This window comes from Chryseobacterium sp. AG844, from assembly GCF_003182335.1.
Taxonomy (GTDB): Bacteria; Bacteroidota; Bacteroidia; order Flavobacteriales; family Weeksellaceae; genus Chryseobacterium; species Chryseobacterium cupriresistens.
The window spans coordinates 108281-125355 of record NZ_QGTV01000001.1 but is presented as its reverse complement, the minus strand read 5'-3'; the positions used below and the strand labels follow the sequence as shown (position 1 = coordinate 125355).

The following is a 17075-nucleotide window of genomic DNA, read 5'->3' as shown; positions in this document are numbered from 1 at the left end:
GCTTTCGGGACTTTTCTATGTTTGATAATAGTCTATTTTAGCTTAATGTAATTCCGTCAAAGTTTCGGAAGCCATTCAGGAAATCTTTTACCATCATTCTTTTTTTACCTTCCAGTTGAAGTTCAAGAGGGTAGTAGATCCCATCCTGAGTGTAAATTTTAAATTCATTTTTTGAAATATCCAGCGTTCCGGCTGGTTTTCCGTGGTCAACAAGTTCAAACTTACCCCCGAATATTTTTAGTCCTTTTTCTTCGTTGTCAATCTTTAAAGTAGTGAAGGCTGCAGGATAAGGAGACATTCCCAGAATAAACTGATGAATAGTTTTTGAAGGCTGTTCCCAATTAATCCTCGTATCTTCCTTGAAAATTTTATAAGCATTTTTAGGGTGTTCTACATGGGGCTGAGGTTTTTCTTCAATAGCATTTTCAGCAAGACCGTCCAATGTCTTAACCACAAGGCCTGAGCCCATTTCCATGAGTCGGTCATGAAGGCTTCCGGCATTTTCATCCGGTAAAATTTCCATTTCCTGTTGAAGAAGAATATTTCCTTCGTCAATTTTTTCATTAATAAAGAATGTAGTTGCTCCGGTTTTTTCTTCTCCATTGATTACAGCATAATTGATGGGTGCAGCACCTCTGTAATCAGGAAGCAGTGAAGCATGAAGATTGAACGTTCCCATTTTAGGCATCTCAAAAAGCACTTTAGGCATCATTCTGAAGGCAACCACTACAAAAACATCAGCATCCAGTTTCCTAAGTTCTTCCAGGAATTCAGGGTTTCTCAACTTTTCTGGCTGAAAAACAGGAATATTATTTTCTTCTGCATAGATTTTTACCGGTGACTGGTGAATTTTCTGTCCGCGTCCGCTTGCCTTATCAGCTACAGTTACAACACCTACTACCTGATGGTGGGATTGGTGGATGGCCTCCAAAGAGGTTTTTGCAAACTCAGGAGTTCCTAAAAAAACGACTTTCAATGATTTCATACTGCAAAGATAAGTTTTTGATCTGAGAGTCGGAAAATATCAGGGTTTGAAGGTAGGAGAGTTTTAGAGTATGAGCTTTGAGATTTAGGCAGGTTGAGGGTCATAATATTTATCAATCATTGCTCATTGCTCATTGCATATTACTCATTACTCATGATTCAGCGCATACGTTCTGAAATTCAGCATTCTTACCTTTCCTGAATCCAAAAGAAAAATCAGATTCTCCAGTATATTTTCTTTGGAATGATAGCTGAGCTGGATAGACAGTTCTTCAATAGTAGCCGATTTTTTAGCTAATAAATTAATGATCTGCTGGGAAATATTTTTCCCAAAGATAGACTGCTTATTTTTTTCGCAGACAGAGCACTGTCCACAGTTTTTTGAATTTTTTTCACCAAAGTAAGCAAGAATTAGTTTCATTTTACAGTAGTCGTTATTTTCTACGTAAAACTTCATCTCTTCCCATTTCTGGATTTTATTCCTCTGAATATGTTCAAATAATTTCCAGTAAGCGCTGTTCACAGCTCTTTCATCACGGGGTTTCAGGAATTTAATGCTGGCTAATGCTCCGTCGATATATTCAAGGTAATTCTTTTGCTGAAGCTCTTTCAGACGTTCCTTAATTAAAGGAACACTGATATTGATTTTGTTGCTGACCTGCTGTTCGCTGAACATGACTTTATGCGTAGTAATTCCTGATAGGGTACGGAAAAGGAGTTCTATGAAATGGCCATCTTTTTGTGGCAACTGGTCAATCTCATCTGCTTTAATAAAAAGTTCGAGCGAAGACAGACTCTTGTTATCATTGTAGTAGACAATTTCCTGGTTGTGCAGAAAATTGAGGACATTGTTGATCTTGGCCTTCGATAGTTTTGTAAAATTCTGTATAGTGAGATGATTCAGTTGAAATGTCTTTTCCGGAAGTTCAAATTCAGCTACCTGAAAAATAGAGTAGAGATAACTAACTATTTTCAAAAACTCAGCTTTGTTGGGAGTCTGGTTTTTTAAAACCTGATCAAAATTCAATATTTCCTGTTTGTTCCAGAGCATGAAAGCAAAACTGTCTTTGCCATCTCTTCCGGCCCTTCCGATTTCCTGATAATAGTTTTCAAGGGATGCAGCGGGAGAATAATGAATGACAAAACGGACATTATCTTTGTCAATACCCATTCCAAAGGCATTGGTAGAAATAAGGACATGATTGTCACTGTTATTCCAAAGATTCTGTCTTGCATTCTTTTCTTTGGTTGTGAGGCCGGCATGAAAATAATCTACATTTTTCAGTTGATTTTTCTTTAGAAATTCTGCCAGCAGTTCAGCTTCTCTTCTTGTTCTTACATAAACAATTCCGGAATCATTGCTGTATTTTAGAATATCAAAAACACGCTGAAATTTATCAGATACTTCATCTGTGAAAATTTTAATGTTCTCTCTTTTAAAACTCTTTTGAAAAACAAAAGGATTTTTCAGTTCCAGTTTATTTTTAATTTCTTCCAGCACTTTCGGAGTTGCAGTTGCAGTCAGTGCAAGACATGGGATCTCAGGGTTATTACTTCTGAATCCTTTTATATTCTGATAGCTGGGCCTGAAATCCTGTCCCCATTCTGAAATACAGTGCGCTTCATCAACGGCAATGAAGGAGAGCTGTATTTCTTCCATATTTTGAATAAACTGAGTATTGGTAAGCCTTTCAGGAGAAACATAGAGCAGCTTGGTAAGCCCTTCTTTACAGCGGTCATAAATGGTTTCAGCATCATATTCATCCAATTCGGAGGAAAGATATTCTGCTTCTATACCGCGGGCTTTAAGCTGATTCACCTGGTCTTTCATCAATGCCAGCAAAGGAGAAACAACAAGGCAGGTTCCTTCTTTCAGTAAGGCTGGTAGTTGATAGCATAAAGACTTTCCTGCTCCTGTAGGTAAGAGAACCAGGGTATCTTTTTCATTAATAACAGCATTGATAATTTCTTCCTGAGAATCTCTGAAGTCGGTATAACCCCAGAAATACTTAAGAGTATCATATTTTAGCTTTTGAAAATCCTGCGGAGAAATCATGTTGTAAAAATAAGGAAAGAATTAGGACAAAAAAAGTCACGCAGGGCGTGACTTTCATATAATATATCAATATGTTTATTATTTAGCTTCGAAGTATACTCTTCTGTTGGCTCTGTTTTTCCATTCAGGGCACTTCGTTGCCGGTTCACATTCAGGATATTTAAGGTCTTTTTCACCTTTTCCTATAGCCTGTAGTTTACCTGTCTGAACACCGTTTTTGATCAGATAGTTCTTAACGTTGTTTGCTCTTCTTTCAGATAGTTTCTGGTTGTAAGCATCAGTACCTCTTGTATCTGTAGCTCCGATTACATTGTAAGAACCATTTGAAGAATTAATATAGTTTACTGCATTATTTAAAATTGGAGTATTTGAAGGTAAAATTCTGTCAGAATTCAGGTCAAACTCAATTCCTTCCAATTTAGTTTCTGTTTCTACTACAGGTCCTGTTGTAGCTACAGGACATCCGTTATTTTCAACAGGTCCCGGAACAGTTACACACTTATCGTAAAGGTCAATTACACCGTCTAAGTCAGTATCAAGCGCAACTCCGGCACCGTCCACTCTTGCCCCTGCAGGAGTATCAAGCTGTCTGTCCCAATCGTCGCATACTCCGTCGTTATCAGCATCACCTTTTTTACATACTTCAATATCCTGGTTTTTGTTAGCCAGTACATCAAGTTTATAATAGATTTCCTGAAGCGGATCATGCCACATTAAGTGAGATTCGTGTTTTCCAAGTTTAACAGAAAGACCTAAAGTAGCGTTGAAGAAGTTGTCTGAAACCTGCTCAGAACGCTTGTTGATAGCGCTGTATTTATCACCTCCACCGTCAAATTCATCATCTCCGGTTACTACATACATTAATCTACCTTCAATATCGATTCTTCTGTTCACTTTGAATTTAAGACCTGTACCAGCCTGCATGAACATAGAGCCTAATTCGAAAGGTTTGATTTCTGTCATTAATCTCTGTCTGTTATTACCATCTTTCTGATATGCTCTGTACGCAATAGTACCGATACCAGCATATCCGTGAAGTGCCCATCTGTAAGGAGAATGGTTGTCAACTCTTCTTAACAGGTTTGAGAAGTTAATATCTCCTAAGATAGAGATCGCGTCATACTGAGTTCTTGCTCCTACTGCTGTTGCATCCGGTGCTGAATTTTTAGTATTGAACCATCCTTGTCTGGTTTCACCTCTGTCATACTGTAAATTGATCCCAAAAGCATGGGTAATCGCTTTATCAATACTTACATACGCTGAATAGCCAAAAAGGTTTTTACCGTTACCATTTTTGATAGAGGTTAAATCCGCAGACTGGAGAAGTGGAACACCCACCCCGGCAGAAATAGACCAATCGTTAAATCTTTTAGATTGATTGGTGAATGGGGAAACATTAGCAGATCCCGAAGAAAATGTATTAGGATATTCTCCTTTTGAAACTGCCGTTGAGTCTTGTGCATACGTGGCAGAAGGAATTGCCAAAGCTAATGCAACAATTGCTAAACTTAATTTCATAGTGTTATTTTTTTAAGTTAAGTTATTTTAAATGATTTTTTACGCTAAAAAGTGATATTGTGTTAATTTTTTTCAAAACAAACGTACTGATTACTAATGTGTTTGTACAATTGTCCTGAAAATAATGATAAAGGTATGTAAAAAAATTCGTAGTAGAAAAAAAATAAACCGAAAAGAACAATTCTTTTCGGTTTATGAAGTATTTGAAATTATTTCTTCTTTTTCTTAGCGGGAGCTTTTTTGACTGTTTTTTTTACAGGAGCATCTTCATAGTCTTTCTTTTTGATAGAATCCCATTCTGAACTTTCTATAAATCTTACAGTAACTTTTCTGTCCGCCATTCTTTCAGCATCTGAAGCTGATGCAGGGATAGTAGCTTCAGCAGAACCTACTCCTCTTGATTTCAGCACATTTTCATTGATGCCTCTGTTTTCCAGAGCTCCAACTACAGCTGCTGCTCTTTCTTTAGACAATCTAAGGTTATATGCTGCATTTCCTTTGATATCGGTATGTCCTGTTAACAGGTAATTACCTCCGTTTTCTTTGATAATTGAAGCAGCCAGATCCAGTTTCTCATTAGATTCAGGTCTGATGGTTGCTTTATTAAAGTTGAAATAAATATCTTTAAGGGTTTTCTCTACTTCTACAGCAGTTTGCTTATTATCTTTAACAACTGGACATCCGTTGTTTTCAACAGGTCCCGGAACAGTTACACACTTATCGTAAAGGTCAATTACACCGTCTAAGTCAGTATCAAGTGCAACTCCGGCACCGTCCACTCTTGCCCCTGCAGGAGTATCAAGCTGTCTGTCCCAATCGTCGCATACTCCGTCGTTATCAGCATCACCTTTTTTACATACTTCAATATCCTGGTTTTTGTTAGCCAGTACATCAAGTTTATAATAGATTTCCTGAAGCGGGTCATGCCACATTACGTGAGACTCGTGCTTACCTAGTTTGAAAGAAAGACCTAAAGTAGCATTAAAGAAGTTGTCTGAAACCTGCTCAGAACGCTTGTTGATAGCGCTGTAAGCATCACCTCCACCGTCAAATTCATCATCACCGGTTACTACATACATTAATCTACCTTCAATATCGATTCTTCTGTTCACTTTGAACTTCAGACCTGTACCAGCTTGGAAGAACATAGAACCTAATTCGAAAGGTTTGATTTCAGTCATCAATCTCTGTCTGTTGCTTCCGTCTTTCTGATATGCTCTGTACGCAATAGTACCGATACCTGCATATCCGTGAAGTGCCCATCTGTAAGGAGAATGGTTGTCAACTCTTCTTAACAGGTTTGAGAAGTTAATATCTCCTAAGATAGAGATCGCGTCATACTGAGTTCTTGCTCCTACTGCTGTTGCATCCGGTGCTGCATTTTTAGTATTGAACCATCCTTGTCTGGTTTCACCTCTGTCATACTGTAAATTGATCCCAAAAGCATGGGTAATCGCTTTATCAATACTTACATACGCTGAATAGCCAAAAAGGTTTTTACCATTACCATTTTTGATAGAGGTTAAATCTGCTGACTGCAGAAGCGGAACACCTGCTCCTACTGAAACAGACCAATCATTAAATCTCTTGGATTGGTTGGTAAATGGTGTAACATTGGCAGATCCTGAGGAAAATGTATTGGGATATTTTCCATTGGAAACTGCTGTTGAGTCTTGTGCATAAGCGGCAGAAGGAATTGCCAAAGCTAATGCAACAATTGCTAAACTTAATTTCATCGTGTATTATTATTTGATTTCTTTTTTGAAAAAGAATTGTAAGGCTGTTTTAATTATTTAATCGGGCATCCGTTATTTTCAACAGGTCCTGGTACAGTTACGCACTTATCGTAAAGGTCAATAACTCCATCAAGATCCATATCCAAAGCAACTCCGGCTCCATCTACTCTTGCTCCTGCAGGAGTATCAAGCTGTCTGTCCCAGTCATCACATACTCCGTCATTGTCTGCATCTCCTTTTTCGCAGACAACAAGGTCTGTACTTGCATTTTCAAGAACGCTGGTTCTGTAGTAAGCTTCCTGAAGCGGGTCATGCCATGCCAGATGAGATTCATGCTTTCCTAGTTTGAAAGATACTCCTAAACTTACTGTCCAGGCATTATCAGATCTTCTGGAATTTAACATGTTATATTTTGAACCTGGAGTGGAAGGATCATAATCATTAGGATCTGCCCATCCGCCGCCATCGAATTCATCATCACCACTGATAATGTACATGGTTCTTGCCTCAACGTCAATAAGTTTTGAAACATTGTACTTGATTCCCACACCTCCCTGATAGAAGATAGAGTTGATATCAATGTCCTGTTTAATGAATAAAGGAGTTCTTCTTGGCGTATTGCTCCATCTGAATTCGTCGTTATCATGCAGTGATGTTCTGAACCCTTGAAGTCCGATACCCATATATCCATGGAAAGCCCATCTGTATGGAGAGTGGTTATCTACTCTTCTGAATAAGTTCGAGAAGTTGATATCCCCCAATAAAGAGATGTTGTCAAACTGTGTTGTTGCAGTAGCTATTCCTGATTTTACACCTTCAGCACCAGGAAGCTGGGCTGTCTGTTTTGTTTCTCCTCTCATATACATAAGGCTTAGCCCGAATGCATGTGTGATTTGTTTGTCCACGCTTACGTAAGCATTGTATCCCCAATTAGTCTTATCCTTGCGGATAGATTTTAAATCGGAGTGTACCATAAATGCAGGACCTCCTCCAACAGAAATAGACCAGTCTCTGAAACGTCTGGATTTATTGTCAAAGGGTTTTACATTAGCGGAACCTGAGGAGAATGTATTAGGGTACTCTGTGGAAGAGTTTACTGTTGTGCCGCTGTTCTGTGCGAAAGCTGCAATTGGCAATGACGTAGCCAATAATAATAAACCTAATTTCATACAATATGTTTTATGTTTTAAATAAAATCTTTTAATAATATCCTGGAAAAATCCCTTTCAAAAAGATGTTTTTTATGAGGGATTTCTAATCTTTCTGATTTAAAATTCAACTCATTATACTTAATGATATCAATATCAATTATCCTGTCTTTGTAACCTCCGGATACTTTTGAATCATTAATTCTTCCCATCTCAACTTCTATATTCTTAATACAATCAAGCAGTTGAATGGGTGAAAGATGTGTGAATATTATTGCTGCAATATTACAAAAAATATTGGAACTGGCAAACTCTACAGGGTCAGACATTAAAAATTCGCTGGTTTGTGAAATGTAATTTCCGGCTTCACTGATTTTTTTTAATGCAAGCTCTACATTTTTTTTTTGCTCTCCTAAGTTACTTCCCAGTAACAAAACGACCTTATGCTGCGACATATTAGAAAATTGATTGATTTATGAGAAGTTTCTTCAAAAATGTTTTGGCAAATATAGTCGCAATTATCATACTTTGCGCTCTATTTTTCATCTTTTTCATCATGATGCTTGTGTTCAGTGCAATGGGGAATGATAAGTCGGTGGCGGTGAAAAAGAACTCAGTTCTTACGATTAATTTAAAGACCAATATCATCGATAGTCCTACCGAAGAAGAGATGGGATTATTCGGGATAGGCGCCCAAAATAAAAGTATTCTTATATATGATGCATTAGAGGCTATCAACAAAGCAAAAACTGATGATAATATTAAAGGAATCAGTATAGAAGCTGATGACTTGTCTGCAGGCCTTACGCAGATTGATGATCTAAGAAATGCAATTGAGGATTTCAAAAAAAGCGGAAAGTTTGTATACGCTTATGGAAACGGAGTATCACAGTCTGCTTATTATTTAGGATCTGTTGCTGATCAATATTATCTGCATCCGGCAGGAATGATCGAATTAAAAGGTCTTTCTACTGAGGTTACTTTCTTCAAAGATTTTGCAGATAAATACGGAATCGGAATCGAAGTAATCCGTCACGGTAAATTCAAGTCTGCGGTAGAACCCTTTTTAAGAAATGATATTTCTCCTGAAAATAAAGAACAGTTAAGTACTCTTTTGAATGATCTTTGGAAAAATACATCCAATAAAATGGCTGCTTCAAGAAAAATTGATACTGCTCAGTTCAGAACAATTACAGACAGCTTATACGGAATGATTCCTGAGCAGAGTTTACAATATAAACTTGCGGATAAGCTGATCCAGAAATCCGAATATGAAGATCTTCTGAAAGCGAAGCTTAATGTAAAAGATAAAGAAAAGCTGAACAAGATTTCTTTGACAAGCTATATCAATTCTTATGCAGATGAAGATAAATCCGGTGAAAAGATCGCTGTACTTTATGCTTCGGGATCTATTAATAACGGAGATGAATACAATGATATTCATTCCGAGAAATATGTGAAGTACATCAAAAAACTTCAGGAGGATGATAAAGTGAAAGCGGTTGTGTTCAGAATCAACTCTCCGGGAGGAAGTGCCAATGCTTCAGATGAAATTTTATTTGAATTACAGCAGCTGAAAAAGAAAAAGCCACTGATCGTTTCTTTTGGAGACTATGCAGCATCAGGAGGATATTATGTAGCAATGGCTGCAGATAAAATTTATTCAGAGCCTAATACACTTACCGGTTCTATCGGAGTGTTCGGGGTGATGCCTTACTATAAAGATATTGCTGCTAAAAACGGAATTCGTGCGGATATTGTTTCTACCAATGCCAACTCTATGTATTATTCCGGATTAAACGGAGTGACCCCTTACGGAGTCAATATGATGACAAGAAGTGTGGAAGGTACCTATAAGAGATTTGTACATTTTGTAACTCAGAACAGAAAGAAAACTTTTGAGCAGATTGATAATGTAGGAGGCGGTAGAGTATGGAGTGGTGTTCGTGCCAAGCAAATTGGATTGGTGGATGAATTGGGTACTTTAGCTGATGCTGTGAAATTTGCCGCTCAGAAAGCAGGAATGAAATCTTACCACGTAGAGGCTTTCCCTAAGAGAATGACCCCGTTCGAACAAATCTTTAAAGACCTGAATGAGGAAGATGTTTCGGCAAGAATTATTAAAAATAAGATAGGGAAGTCCAACTATGAGATTTTACAGCAGATCACAAACAAAAAACTACAGTCTGAGGTGAAAATGGAAATGCCTTATCAGATCAGAATCAACAACTAACTAAATTTTATATTGTATACAAAAATCCCGGACCTGAAATTTCAGATCCGGGATTTTATTTTTTATCAGCGTTACTATCAGCTTTTCTTTGTGGCCATTCCATAAATCCAGAGAATGATTAAAGCGCCTCCGATGGAGAGAATCCAGCTTCTCGGATTCCAGAATGAAGTGACATCACCCCAGTGTAAAACGTAAACTCCTATAGCTCCTCCTACAAATGCTCCCAGAATTCCAAGGATGATAGTGATAAGCCATCCTCCTCCCTGAGTTCCAGGCATGATCATTTTAGCGATAGCACCTGCAATAAGACCGAATAAGATCCATGTAATAATTCCCATAGTTGCAAATTTTTTTATTGTTAATATTTTAAAAATGATTTGTTACTAATATAAGGGAAAACATGATATAAATCATCTTTTCTTGAAGAATGAGTCTACAAATTCCGTACCATTAAAAAGTTGTAAATCCTGCATTTTTTCGCCTACACCAATATACTTCACCGGAATCTGGAACTGATCGGAGATACCGATAACAACACCTCCTTTGGCTGTTCCGTCCAGTTTTGTTACTGCCAAAGCATTTACTTCTGTTGCTGCTGTAAATTGTTTTGCCTGTTCGAAAGCATTCTGCCCTGTAGAGCCGTCAAGTACCAATAAAATTTCATGAGGCGCATCAGGAATCACTTTCTGCATCACTCTTTTGATCTTGGAAAGCTCGTTCATCAGGTTGATCTTGTTGTGAAGTCTTCCTGCAGTATCGATGATGACAACATCTGCATTTTGAGCTACAGCACTTTGTACCGTGTCAAAAGCTACAGACGCAGGATCCGATCCCATTTCCTGTTTTATAATGGGAACACCCACTCTTTCGCTCCAGATAACAAGCTGGTCAACGGCAGCTGCTCTAAAGGTATCAGCGGCACCAAGAACTACTTTTTTACCTTCCGACTTGAACTGATGAGCCAGTTTTCCGATGGTTGTTGTTTTTCCCACTCCATTTACTCCTACTACCATAATGACATATGGTTTTTTGGAAGTATCTATATTTCCCGTACCGGCATGTGGATTTTCAAGCAATAATCCCGAAATTTCTTCACGGAGAATTTTGTCAAGTTCGTTAACGCCTACATATTTATCTCTGGCAACACGTTCTTCAATTCTTTCAATAATTTTGATAGTGGTAGAGGCACCTACATCGGAAGCAATCAGTACTTCCTCCAGATCATCCAGAACTTCATCATCTACTTTGCTTTTACCGACTACGGCTTTCGTCATTTTTTCAAAGAATCCCTGGCTGGATTTTTCCAATCCTTTATCTAAGGTTTCCTTTTCTTCCTTTTTGAAAATATTTTTAAACCAACTCATAGTTTTAGTTTATTCTTATTTATTTTTAATCACTGCTGTGGCTTCTACTTCTATCAACACATCATCTCTGAAAAGCCTGCTCACTTCTACAAGGCTGCTTACGGGAGGATTCTGAAGATTGATATACAAATCCCTTACTTTTCTGAAATCAGGTGTTTTTTTGATGTCTGTGGTGTAGATGACCAGTTTGATAATATCTTTTCCTGTACCTTCATATTCTTTCAGGATGTTTTCAATATTTTTGAAAACCTGCCGGGTCTGCTCTTCAATCGTATTTCCCACAAGATTGCCTTCCGTGTCCAGAGGAACCTGTCCGGATAGCAAAATCATTCTGGAATTTCCGCAATCAATGCTTACCGATTGAGATAATCCTTTTATGCTGAAAACTTTCGGCGAACTTTTATATTCTACAGTATTCATTGTTTTCTGACTGAATGAAAATAGAAAAGTTGCTGTGCAGGCCAGAACAAGTATCTTTTTCATACTTTACTGATTAATAATCTGGTGAGCAAAGATAGCAAAAAAACTACCCAAAACAGGAGTTGTTTTTTTTATATGTAAACAAAGTCTTTATTATTTTTATTTCCTGATATTCAGCAGCAGGGGTTTTTATTACAGTCTGATCAGGACACTGATTGCCTTTATAAGTCAAATTCGTCTCCCAGGCGTGCTATATTAAAACCTTTTTCAATAACCTGTTTACTCTGTCTGCTATCAGGATTTAAAATTTTATTGGTATGGTTAAAATGGATAAAGAAAATTCTTTTTTTATATTCAGGTGGCAGGCTTTTAAACAGTTCCATACTCTCCACTACAAAGGGGTGCGGGATATCTTCAATATTTCTGTAGCCTATTTCTTCCGAATCATAAAATGTACCGTCAAGAAATGCATAATCTACTGTTTTTATGAGATCTGTAATATGGTATTTCCACTTATTCCATTTATCTATATCCGGAATGAATAATGCCTTTTTATGAGGACCTTTAATAAGGAAACCCACTGTTTCCGAATATTCATCACGGTGAGGAACCTGTATAGGAGTAACTTCTAAATGAGAGTTCACCTTTATTGGTGTTTCATTTTGCATCTCATAGGGAATAATATTACTCAAACGGACCAGCTGGGACCATGGCCCACTGGTTTCAAAGAACTTTTTAAGCCTTGGCATGCTATAGACGGGAACATCCTTGGAATTCATACCTTCTTTTCCTAAAAACATAAGACCTGTATAATGTCCGATGTGGGCATGGGTAATAAAAATACCATCAGGCACGGCTTTCTTTGGATCGGCTGAATGCTCCATCAGGAATTGCAGCTGCTGAGTGAAATCCGGGGTGGCATCGAAGATATAATTTTTCTGCAGCTCTTTGTCGATGACTCCCAGAGAAGATACTTTCCTGTCCTGCTGGGGATGTTTCCAGAGATCCACACAGCATTCTTTACGGCATCCGATCTGAGGAGAGCCGGCATCCTGTACATTTCCCAGAATAATAATTTTTACATTATCTGTAGAGCTTCTTTTATTTTGAAGGGTTTGAGAATGATAGGAAGGCGCTGCGAATAGTAGGACTGAAAATAAAATAAAGAATTGCTTCATAATGTGTTTTTTATGAAACGAATATAACAAAAAAACTACTCAAAAAATGAGTAGTTTTTTATATTGTAAACAAAGTACTGATTATTTTTTTAAATAACCATCTACTTCATCAGCATTCATTACTTTTTCTTCGAAAACGTAAGCTCCTGATTTAGAAGACTTAACCATTTTCACCACTTTAGTCATCTTCTTAGACTGACCGCTTTGTAGGGTTGCTACTACTTTCTTTGCCATGGTAAGTTATTATTTATAAATTACTTAATTTCTTTGTGAATGGTAGATCTCTTAAGAACAGGATTGTATTTTTTCAATTCCAATCTTTCTGTAGTGTTCTTTTTATTTTTTGTAGAAATGTATCTTGACATTCCTGGCATACCACTTTCTTTGTGCTCTGTACATTCAAGGATTACTTGAACTCTGTTTCCTTTTTTTGCCATGATTTATTAATTCTTTTTAATCAATCCGTTTCTAGTAGCTCTTTCAATAGCTTCCTCGATTCCAATCTTGTTAATCACTCTCAATCCATGAGCTGATACTTTCAGTGTAACGTGCTTATCTTGCTCCGGAAGGTAAAACTTCTTCTCTAATAAGTTAATTTCAAAACGACGCTTCGTTTTGTTATTAGCGTGAGAAACGTTGTTACCAACCATTGCACGCTTTCCTGTTATTTGGCAAATTCTTGACATATCTCGATGTTCTTATTTGTATAATATTTGAGAGTGCAAAATAACGAAGAATTTTTTAGATAGACAAATCTTTTGGAAAATATTTGCAAATAAGTGGCTGATTAATAATATTGAATTTTTAAAATAGCAGAATCCTTGGGATACAGCAGATAATCAGTGCTGATATATTTCATACAGCCTTTTTTTCACCCGAAAAATTTAATATTCTATCTTTGTTTTTAATTAATCTAAATAAAAACAATTATGAGGAGGATTTATATTTTATGCTCTATGCTGCCTGTAAGTATCATGGCTCAGAACTTTACTGAGATTCAGACCGGCATGAATAATTTTTATTATTCTGCAGCTGATATTGCAGATATAGATAACAACGGTACGCTGGATATCGTACTCAACGGAGCGATAGATGCTGATGGTGATGGAAATGTGGACAGTACGTATAATGAAGTATATCAGAACAATGGAACAACATTGTTACCGTTTGCAGGGTTGGGAGCTGATGTAACCCATCTTGGAGATATTAAATTCATTGATTATAATAATGACGGCCTGATGGATATTGTTTCTACAGGGCTCAGCTATATGGATGTTGTTAATTATAAACAATACCGATTCAAAAATACAGGTTCAGGATTTGTAAAAGAAGCAGAATTGCCAGGAAAAATTTATGGATCCCTGGAAGTTTTTGATTTTAATCATGATGGAAAGCCTGATTATGCCCTTAATGGAACTCAATATGCTCATGGAGGAGGTTTTGGAAATAGTCTGGATTATTACAAAAATACGGGCACCGGTTTTGATCTTACAGAAAATTGGGTAGATGGAACTCAGAGCGGGAGCTTTAAAGTGGTAGATCTTAACAATGATAATCTTCTGGATCTTGTGATTATCGGATCAGACATCAACGGAGATGCGGTATCCAAAGTATATATGAACCAGGCTGGAGTTCTGACTCCTACACAGGATCTTGCGCCTGTTGCAGTGGGAAAAATAGATTTTGCAGATTTTAATGCTGATGGCTTTCAGGATATCGTGGTAATTGGGAGAGATGTCAATGATGATGCCTATTCTGCTGTTTTAATGAATGATGGTACCGGAGCATTAACTCCTCATATAATTCAAGCAGGCGATATTTCTGATGTTGCATTAAGTGTCGGAGATTTAAATAATGACGGCTATTACGACTTTATTATTTCAGGAAATGAAAATTATAATGCTGTAGTGAAAACCTATATCTATGATGTTTCCAATCATAAATTCAATGAAGGAACTCTAAATGGTATTACTGCCCTTGGAGGTCCAGGGCTGGTGCAGCTTTTTGATTTTAATAATGATCATCATCCGGACATCTTATTGGGTGGATTCGACTGGTCTGCTTCAGATCTGCCTTCACTGACTAAAGTATTTAAAAATAATGCTGCAGAAGCAAACGCTAAACCTACAGCACCAACGCAACTGAATCTGACTAAAAACGGAAACCGTTTCAATTTTACATGGAGTGGTGCTTCTGATGATAAAACTCCGGTGAATGCATTACGTTATGAGATCTCGGTAGGAACTACGCAGGGAGCTCATGATATTGCCAAATATGTGGTAACGACACCAGCATGGTTCCTTGAGCTTGATCAGGCTGTTCAGAATGTATACTGGAGTGTGAGATCAATTGATGCTGCAAAAGTATATTCTGACGCTTCTGCCCAAAGTGTTTTGGGAACAGCGGAAATCAAATCTGAAAAGCAGCTTGTTATCTATCCGAACCCTGTGTCAGATAAAGTCTATATAAAAGGAGAAAAAGTTTCAGAAGTTGAAATGTATTCGATGGACGGAAGAAAACTGAATATCAGTATCAATGGAGATGAGTCTATTGATGTTGCTCATTTACCAAAAGGAATCTATGTATTAAAACTGAAGATAAAAAACGAAATAACCACCAGGAAACTTACGATTAAGTAATTGAATCAATTCTATCTTCTATCAATGAGAAAAGCCAGACGTCCAGCTGGCTTTTCTCTTTTTTATGGAACAAAATCTGTATGATCTGCAGATCTTGTGTTATTCGTGCGTAAATTTAGGCAATTAGTGTTTGAGAACTAAGCTTTCTTTGTTTTCTTTTTGAACCATTCAATCAGATAGTAGAACAATAAGAATCCTAATGCAAATATGGAAAACCTTGAAAGAAGATCTCCTGCTCTTGTATAAAATGTCATTGTATCATACAGGTTTACCTTTGCGAATAAGGCTGTCTTGTCACCATAGAAAGTATCGGCTGTTATCTCTCCTTTAGCATTGATATGCGCTGAAATTCCGCTGTTCGCTGCACGGGCGATTTCTCTTCTTGTTTCAATAGCCCTCAGTTTAGCATAAGATAAAAGCTGTTTGTGCCCTTCGGTAACGCCCCACCATGAGTCATTGGTCATAATACCTAAAAAGTTAGCTCCTTTTTTTACATAGTCTGTTACAAATTCACCATAAATACTTTCATAGCAAATGATAGGCGCTAGTTTTCCTTTGTTGTAAGGATTTGCAAAGGCAACTCGTTCTTTGTCTGTTCCCAGAGAAGCTACAGTACCTCCAAGATTCAGCATGGCATCTCCCAATAATGGTTTCAAAACATTCATATAAGGGAATATTTCAACACCTGGCACCAGTTTTCCTTTGTGATAAGCTTGTACTTTTTGGTTAGGCACCAGTTGAATGGCAGTATTATAACTGCTCACCCAAACACCGCTGTTAATCTGGTAAGCTTCTTTAGGTAAGTCGGTAGGATTATAAAAGAATCGGTGTGAAGAAATTCCTGTAGCAAAAACAGATCCGGGATGATTTGATAAAAATCCTTTGATATTATTAAGAAGTAAACTCTTTTCAAAACCTGTTTCGGAAATAGATCCTCTTCCCGGAAGAGCGGTTTCCGGGGCGATATAATAATCAATCTTACCGGTTGAGTTTTTTTCAGCAAGCGCTAATAAATCCTGTTCTATAGTCAGGCTATCTTTGGAGTATTTTTCAGCATAAGGATCAAGATCCGGCTGAAGCATCAGAACATTAACCTGTCCGATTGGCTTTTCGTCAAAATTGTTGTATCTGATTATTGAAATAATCATCGGCAGAACAATTAAAGCAGCAACAATAGCGGAGTTTTTGATCAGATCTTTTCTCTTTCTTCCGGCTTCCCATGTTCTTACAGTATAAAAAATCAGAACATTGATGACCAGAATCCAGAAGCTTCCTCCGGTTGCTCCCAAAGTATCATACCACTGGATTAGTTTGGGATAGTCTGAAAATACATTCCCCAGGTTCAGCCACGGCCATGTCAGTTCCCATCCTAAATGAAATTTTTCAAAACTCATCCAGATGGCAATTAAAAAGCCTAATCCCCAATACGTTCCCTGGGCATTTTTGTACCAGTGATAACATTGGAATACCAGAGAATATAGAAGAGAATTGACTAATACAGGGAATAAAACAGCCATCAGTGAGTGGCTTCCATCCGGATTCTTTGAACCATACAGCCATCCTGTAGTCACTACGTTCCAGATGACAAAGCATAGGTAAGATAATCCGAAGACCACCCAGCTTTTCCTTTTATAATCAGAAAATTTTGAAATGCCATGTTCCATCATCAGAAGAGGAACAAGGGCAAAAAATATAAAAAACGGAACCCCATAAGTTGGCCATGAAACCGACAGCAGCATTGCTGAAATAAGTGTAAGCAGAACGTATTTCATTAAATTATTTTAATACACAAATTTAAT

The 17075-nt window shown here is 37.4% G+C and carries 16 protein-coding genes; 2 read left to right on the top strand and 14 right to left on the bottom strand.

Going from position 1 to position 17075, the window contains the following annotated elements; genetic code table 11:
• Positions 1-37: 37 nt before the first annotated feature.
• The 6 genes from fmt to folK all read right to left on the bottom strand — a co-directional run bounded on the left by fmt (position 38) and on the right by folK (position 7897).
• Complete coding sequence (fmt, locus tag DEU40_RS00530; protein WP_110008048.1) at positions 38-985, bottom strand: methionyl-tRNA formyltransferase; 948 nt, start codon at positions 983-985, stop codon at positions 38-40.
• Positions 986-1132: 147 nt separating this feature from the next.
• Positions 1133-3040, bottom strand: coding sequence for an ATP-dependent DNA helicase RecQ (locus DEU40_RS00525; RefSeq protein WP_110008047.1), 1908 nt, complete (start codon positions 3038-3040; stop codon positions 1133-1135).
• Between the two features lie 78 nt (positions 3041-3118).
• Positions 3119-4558, bottom strand: coding sequence for an OmpA family protein (locus DEU40_RS00520; protein WP_110008046.1), 1440 nt, complete (start codon positions 4556-4558; stop codon positions 3119-3121).
• 209 nt (positions 4559-4767) lie between these two features.
• A complete protein-coding gene (locus tag DEU40_RS00515) occupies positions 4768-6294 on the bottom strand; it encodes an OmpA family protein (RefSeq protein WP_110008045.1) in 1527 nt (508 codons plus the stop codon).
• A 53-nt stretch (positions 6295-6347) separates the two neighbouring features.
• Positions 6348-7463 carry a flagellar motor protein MotB gene (locus DEU40_RS00510; RefSeq protein ID WP_110008044.1) on the bottom strand — a complete coding sequence of 372 codons (1116 nt, stop codon included), beginning with the start codon at positions 7461-7463 and terminating at the stop codon, positions 6348-6350.
• A 17-nt stretch (positions 7464-7480) separates the two neighbouring features.
• Positions 7481-7897 (bottom strand): 2-amino-4-hydroxy-6-hydroxymethyldihydropteridine diphosphokinase, encoded by a 417-nt coding sequence (folK, locus tag DEU40_RS00505; RefSeq protein ID WP_110008043.1) that lies wholly within the window; start codon positions 7895-7897, stop codon positions 7481-7483.
• Positions 7898-7917: 20 nt separating this feature from the next.
• Between folK and sppA the strand changes: the two genes are divergently transcribed.
• Complete coding sequence (gene sppA / locus DEU40_RS00500) at positions 7918-9675, top strand: signal peptide peptidase SppA (RefSeq protein WP_110008042.1); 1758 nt, start codon at positions 7918-7920, stop codon at positions 9673-9675.
• 77 nt (positions 9676-9752) lie between these two features.
• Here the strand turns inward: sppA and DEU40_RS00495 are convergent, their stop codons facing one another.
• The 7 genes from DEU40_RS00495 to rpmB all read right to left on the bottom strand — a co-directional run bounded on the left by DEU40_RS00495 (position 9753) and on the right by rpmB (position 13323).
• Positions 9753-10013: a GlsB/YeaQ/YmgE family stress response membrane protein gene (locus DEU40_RS00495; RefSeq protein WP_034694983.1), complete on the bottom strand. Its 261-nt coding sequence runs from the start codon at positions 10011-10013 to the stop codon at positions 9753-9755.
• Between the two features lie 72 nt (positions 10014-10085).
• Entirely contained in the window at positions 10086-11039 is a 954-nt protein-coding gene (ftsY, locus tag DEU40_RS00490; protein ID WP_076595870.1) for a signal recognition particle-docking protein FtsY, read from the bottom strand.
• A 15-nt stretch (positions 11040-11054) separates the two neighbouring features.
• Positions 11055-11522, bottom strand: a complete 468-nt coding sequence (locus DEU40_RS00485) for a RidA family protein (RefSeq protein ID WP_110008041.1) — start codon at positions 11520-11522, stop codon at positions 11055-11057.
• A 158-nt stretch (positions 11523-11680) separates the two neighbouring features.
• The gene (locus DEU40_RS00480) at positions 11681-12637 is read right to left on the bottom strand and encodes an MBL fold metallo-hydrolase (protein WP_110008040.1); all 957 of its coding nucleotides are present in this window, start codon (positions 12635-12637) and stop codon (positions 11681-11683) included.
• Positions 12638-12718: 81 nt separating this feature from the next.
• On the bottom strand, positions 12719-12871 hold the full coding sequence (locus DEU40_RS00475) for a DUF4295 domain-containing protein (RefSeq protein WP_002976755.1): 153 nt from the start codon (positions 12869-12871) through the stop codon (positions 12719-12721).
• Positions 12872-12891: 20 nt separating this feature from the next.
• Positions 12892-13074 (bottom strand): 50S ribosomal protein L33, encoded by a 183-nt coding sequence (gene rpmG / locus DEU40_RS00470; RefSeq protein WP_002976756.1) that lies wholly within the window; start codon positions 13072-13074, stop codon positions 12892-12894.
• Between the two features lie 6 nt (positions 13075-13080).
• The gene (gene rpmB, locus DEU40_RS00465) at positions 13081-13323 is read right to left on the bottom strand and encodes a 50S ribosomal protein L28 (protein ID WP_002976757.1); all 243 of its coding nucleotides are present in this window, start codon (positions 13321-13323) and stop codon (positions 13081-13083) included.
• Positions 13324-13566: 243 nt separating this feature from the next.
• Here rpmB and DEU40_RS00460 point away from each other — a divergent pair, with 243 nt between their 5' ends.
• A complete protein-coding gene (locus tag DEU40_RS00460) occupies positions 13567-15276 on the top strand; it encodes a T9SS type A sorting domain-containing protein (RefSeq protein WP_228406415.1) in 1710 nt (569 codons plus the stop codon).
• 137 nt (positions 15277-15413) lie between these two features.
• On the opposite strand, the gene lnt is transcribed toward DEU40_RS00460, so the two are convergent.
• A complete protein-coding gene (gene lnt, locus DEU40_RS00455) occupies positions 15414-17048 on the bottom strand; it encodes an apolipoprotein N-acyltransferase (RefSeq protein WP_110008038.1) in 1635 nt (544 codons plus the stop codon).
• Positions 17049-17075: the final 27 nt, after the last annotated feature.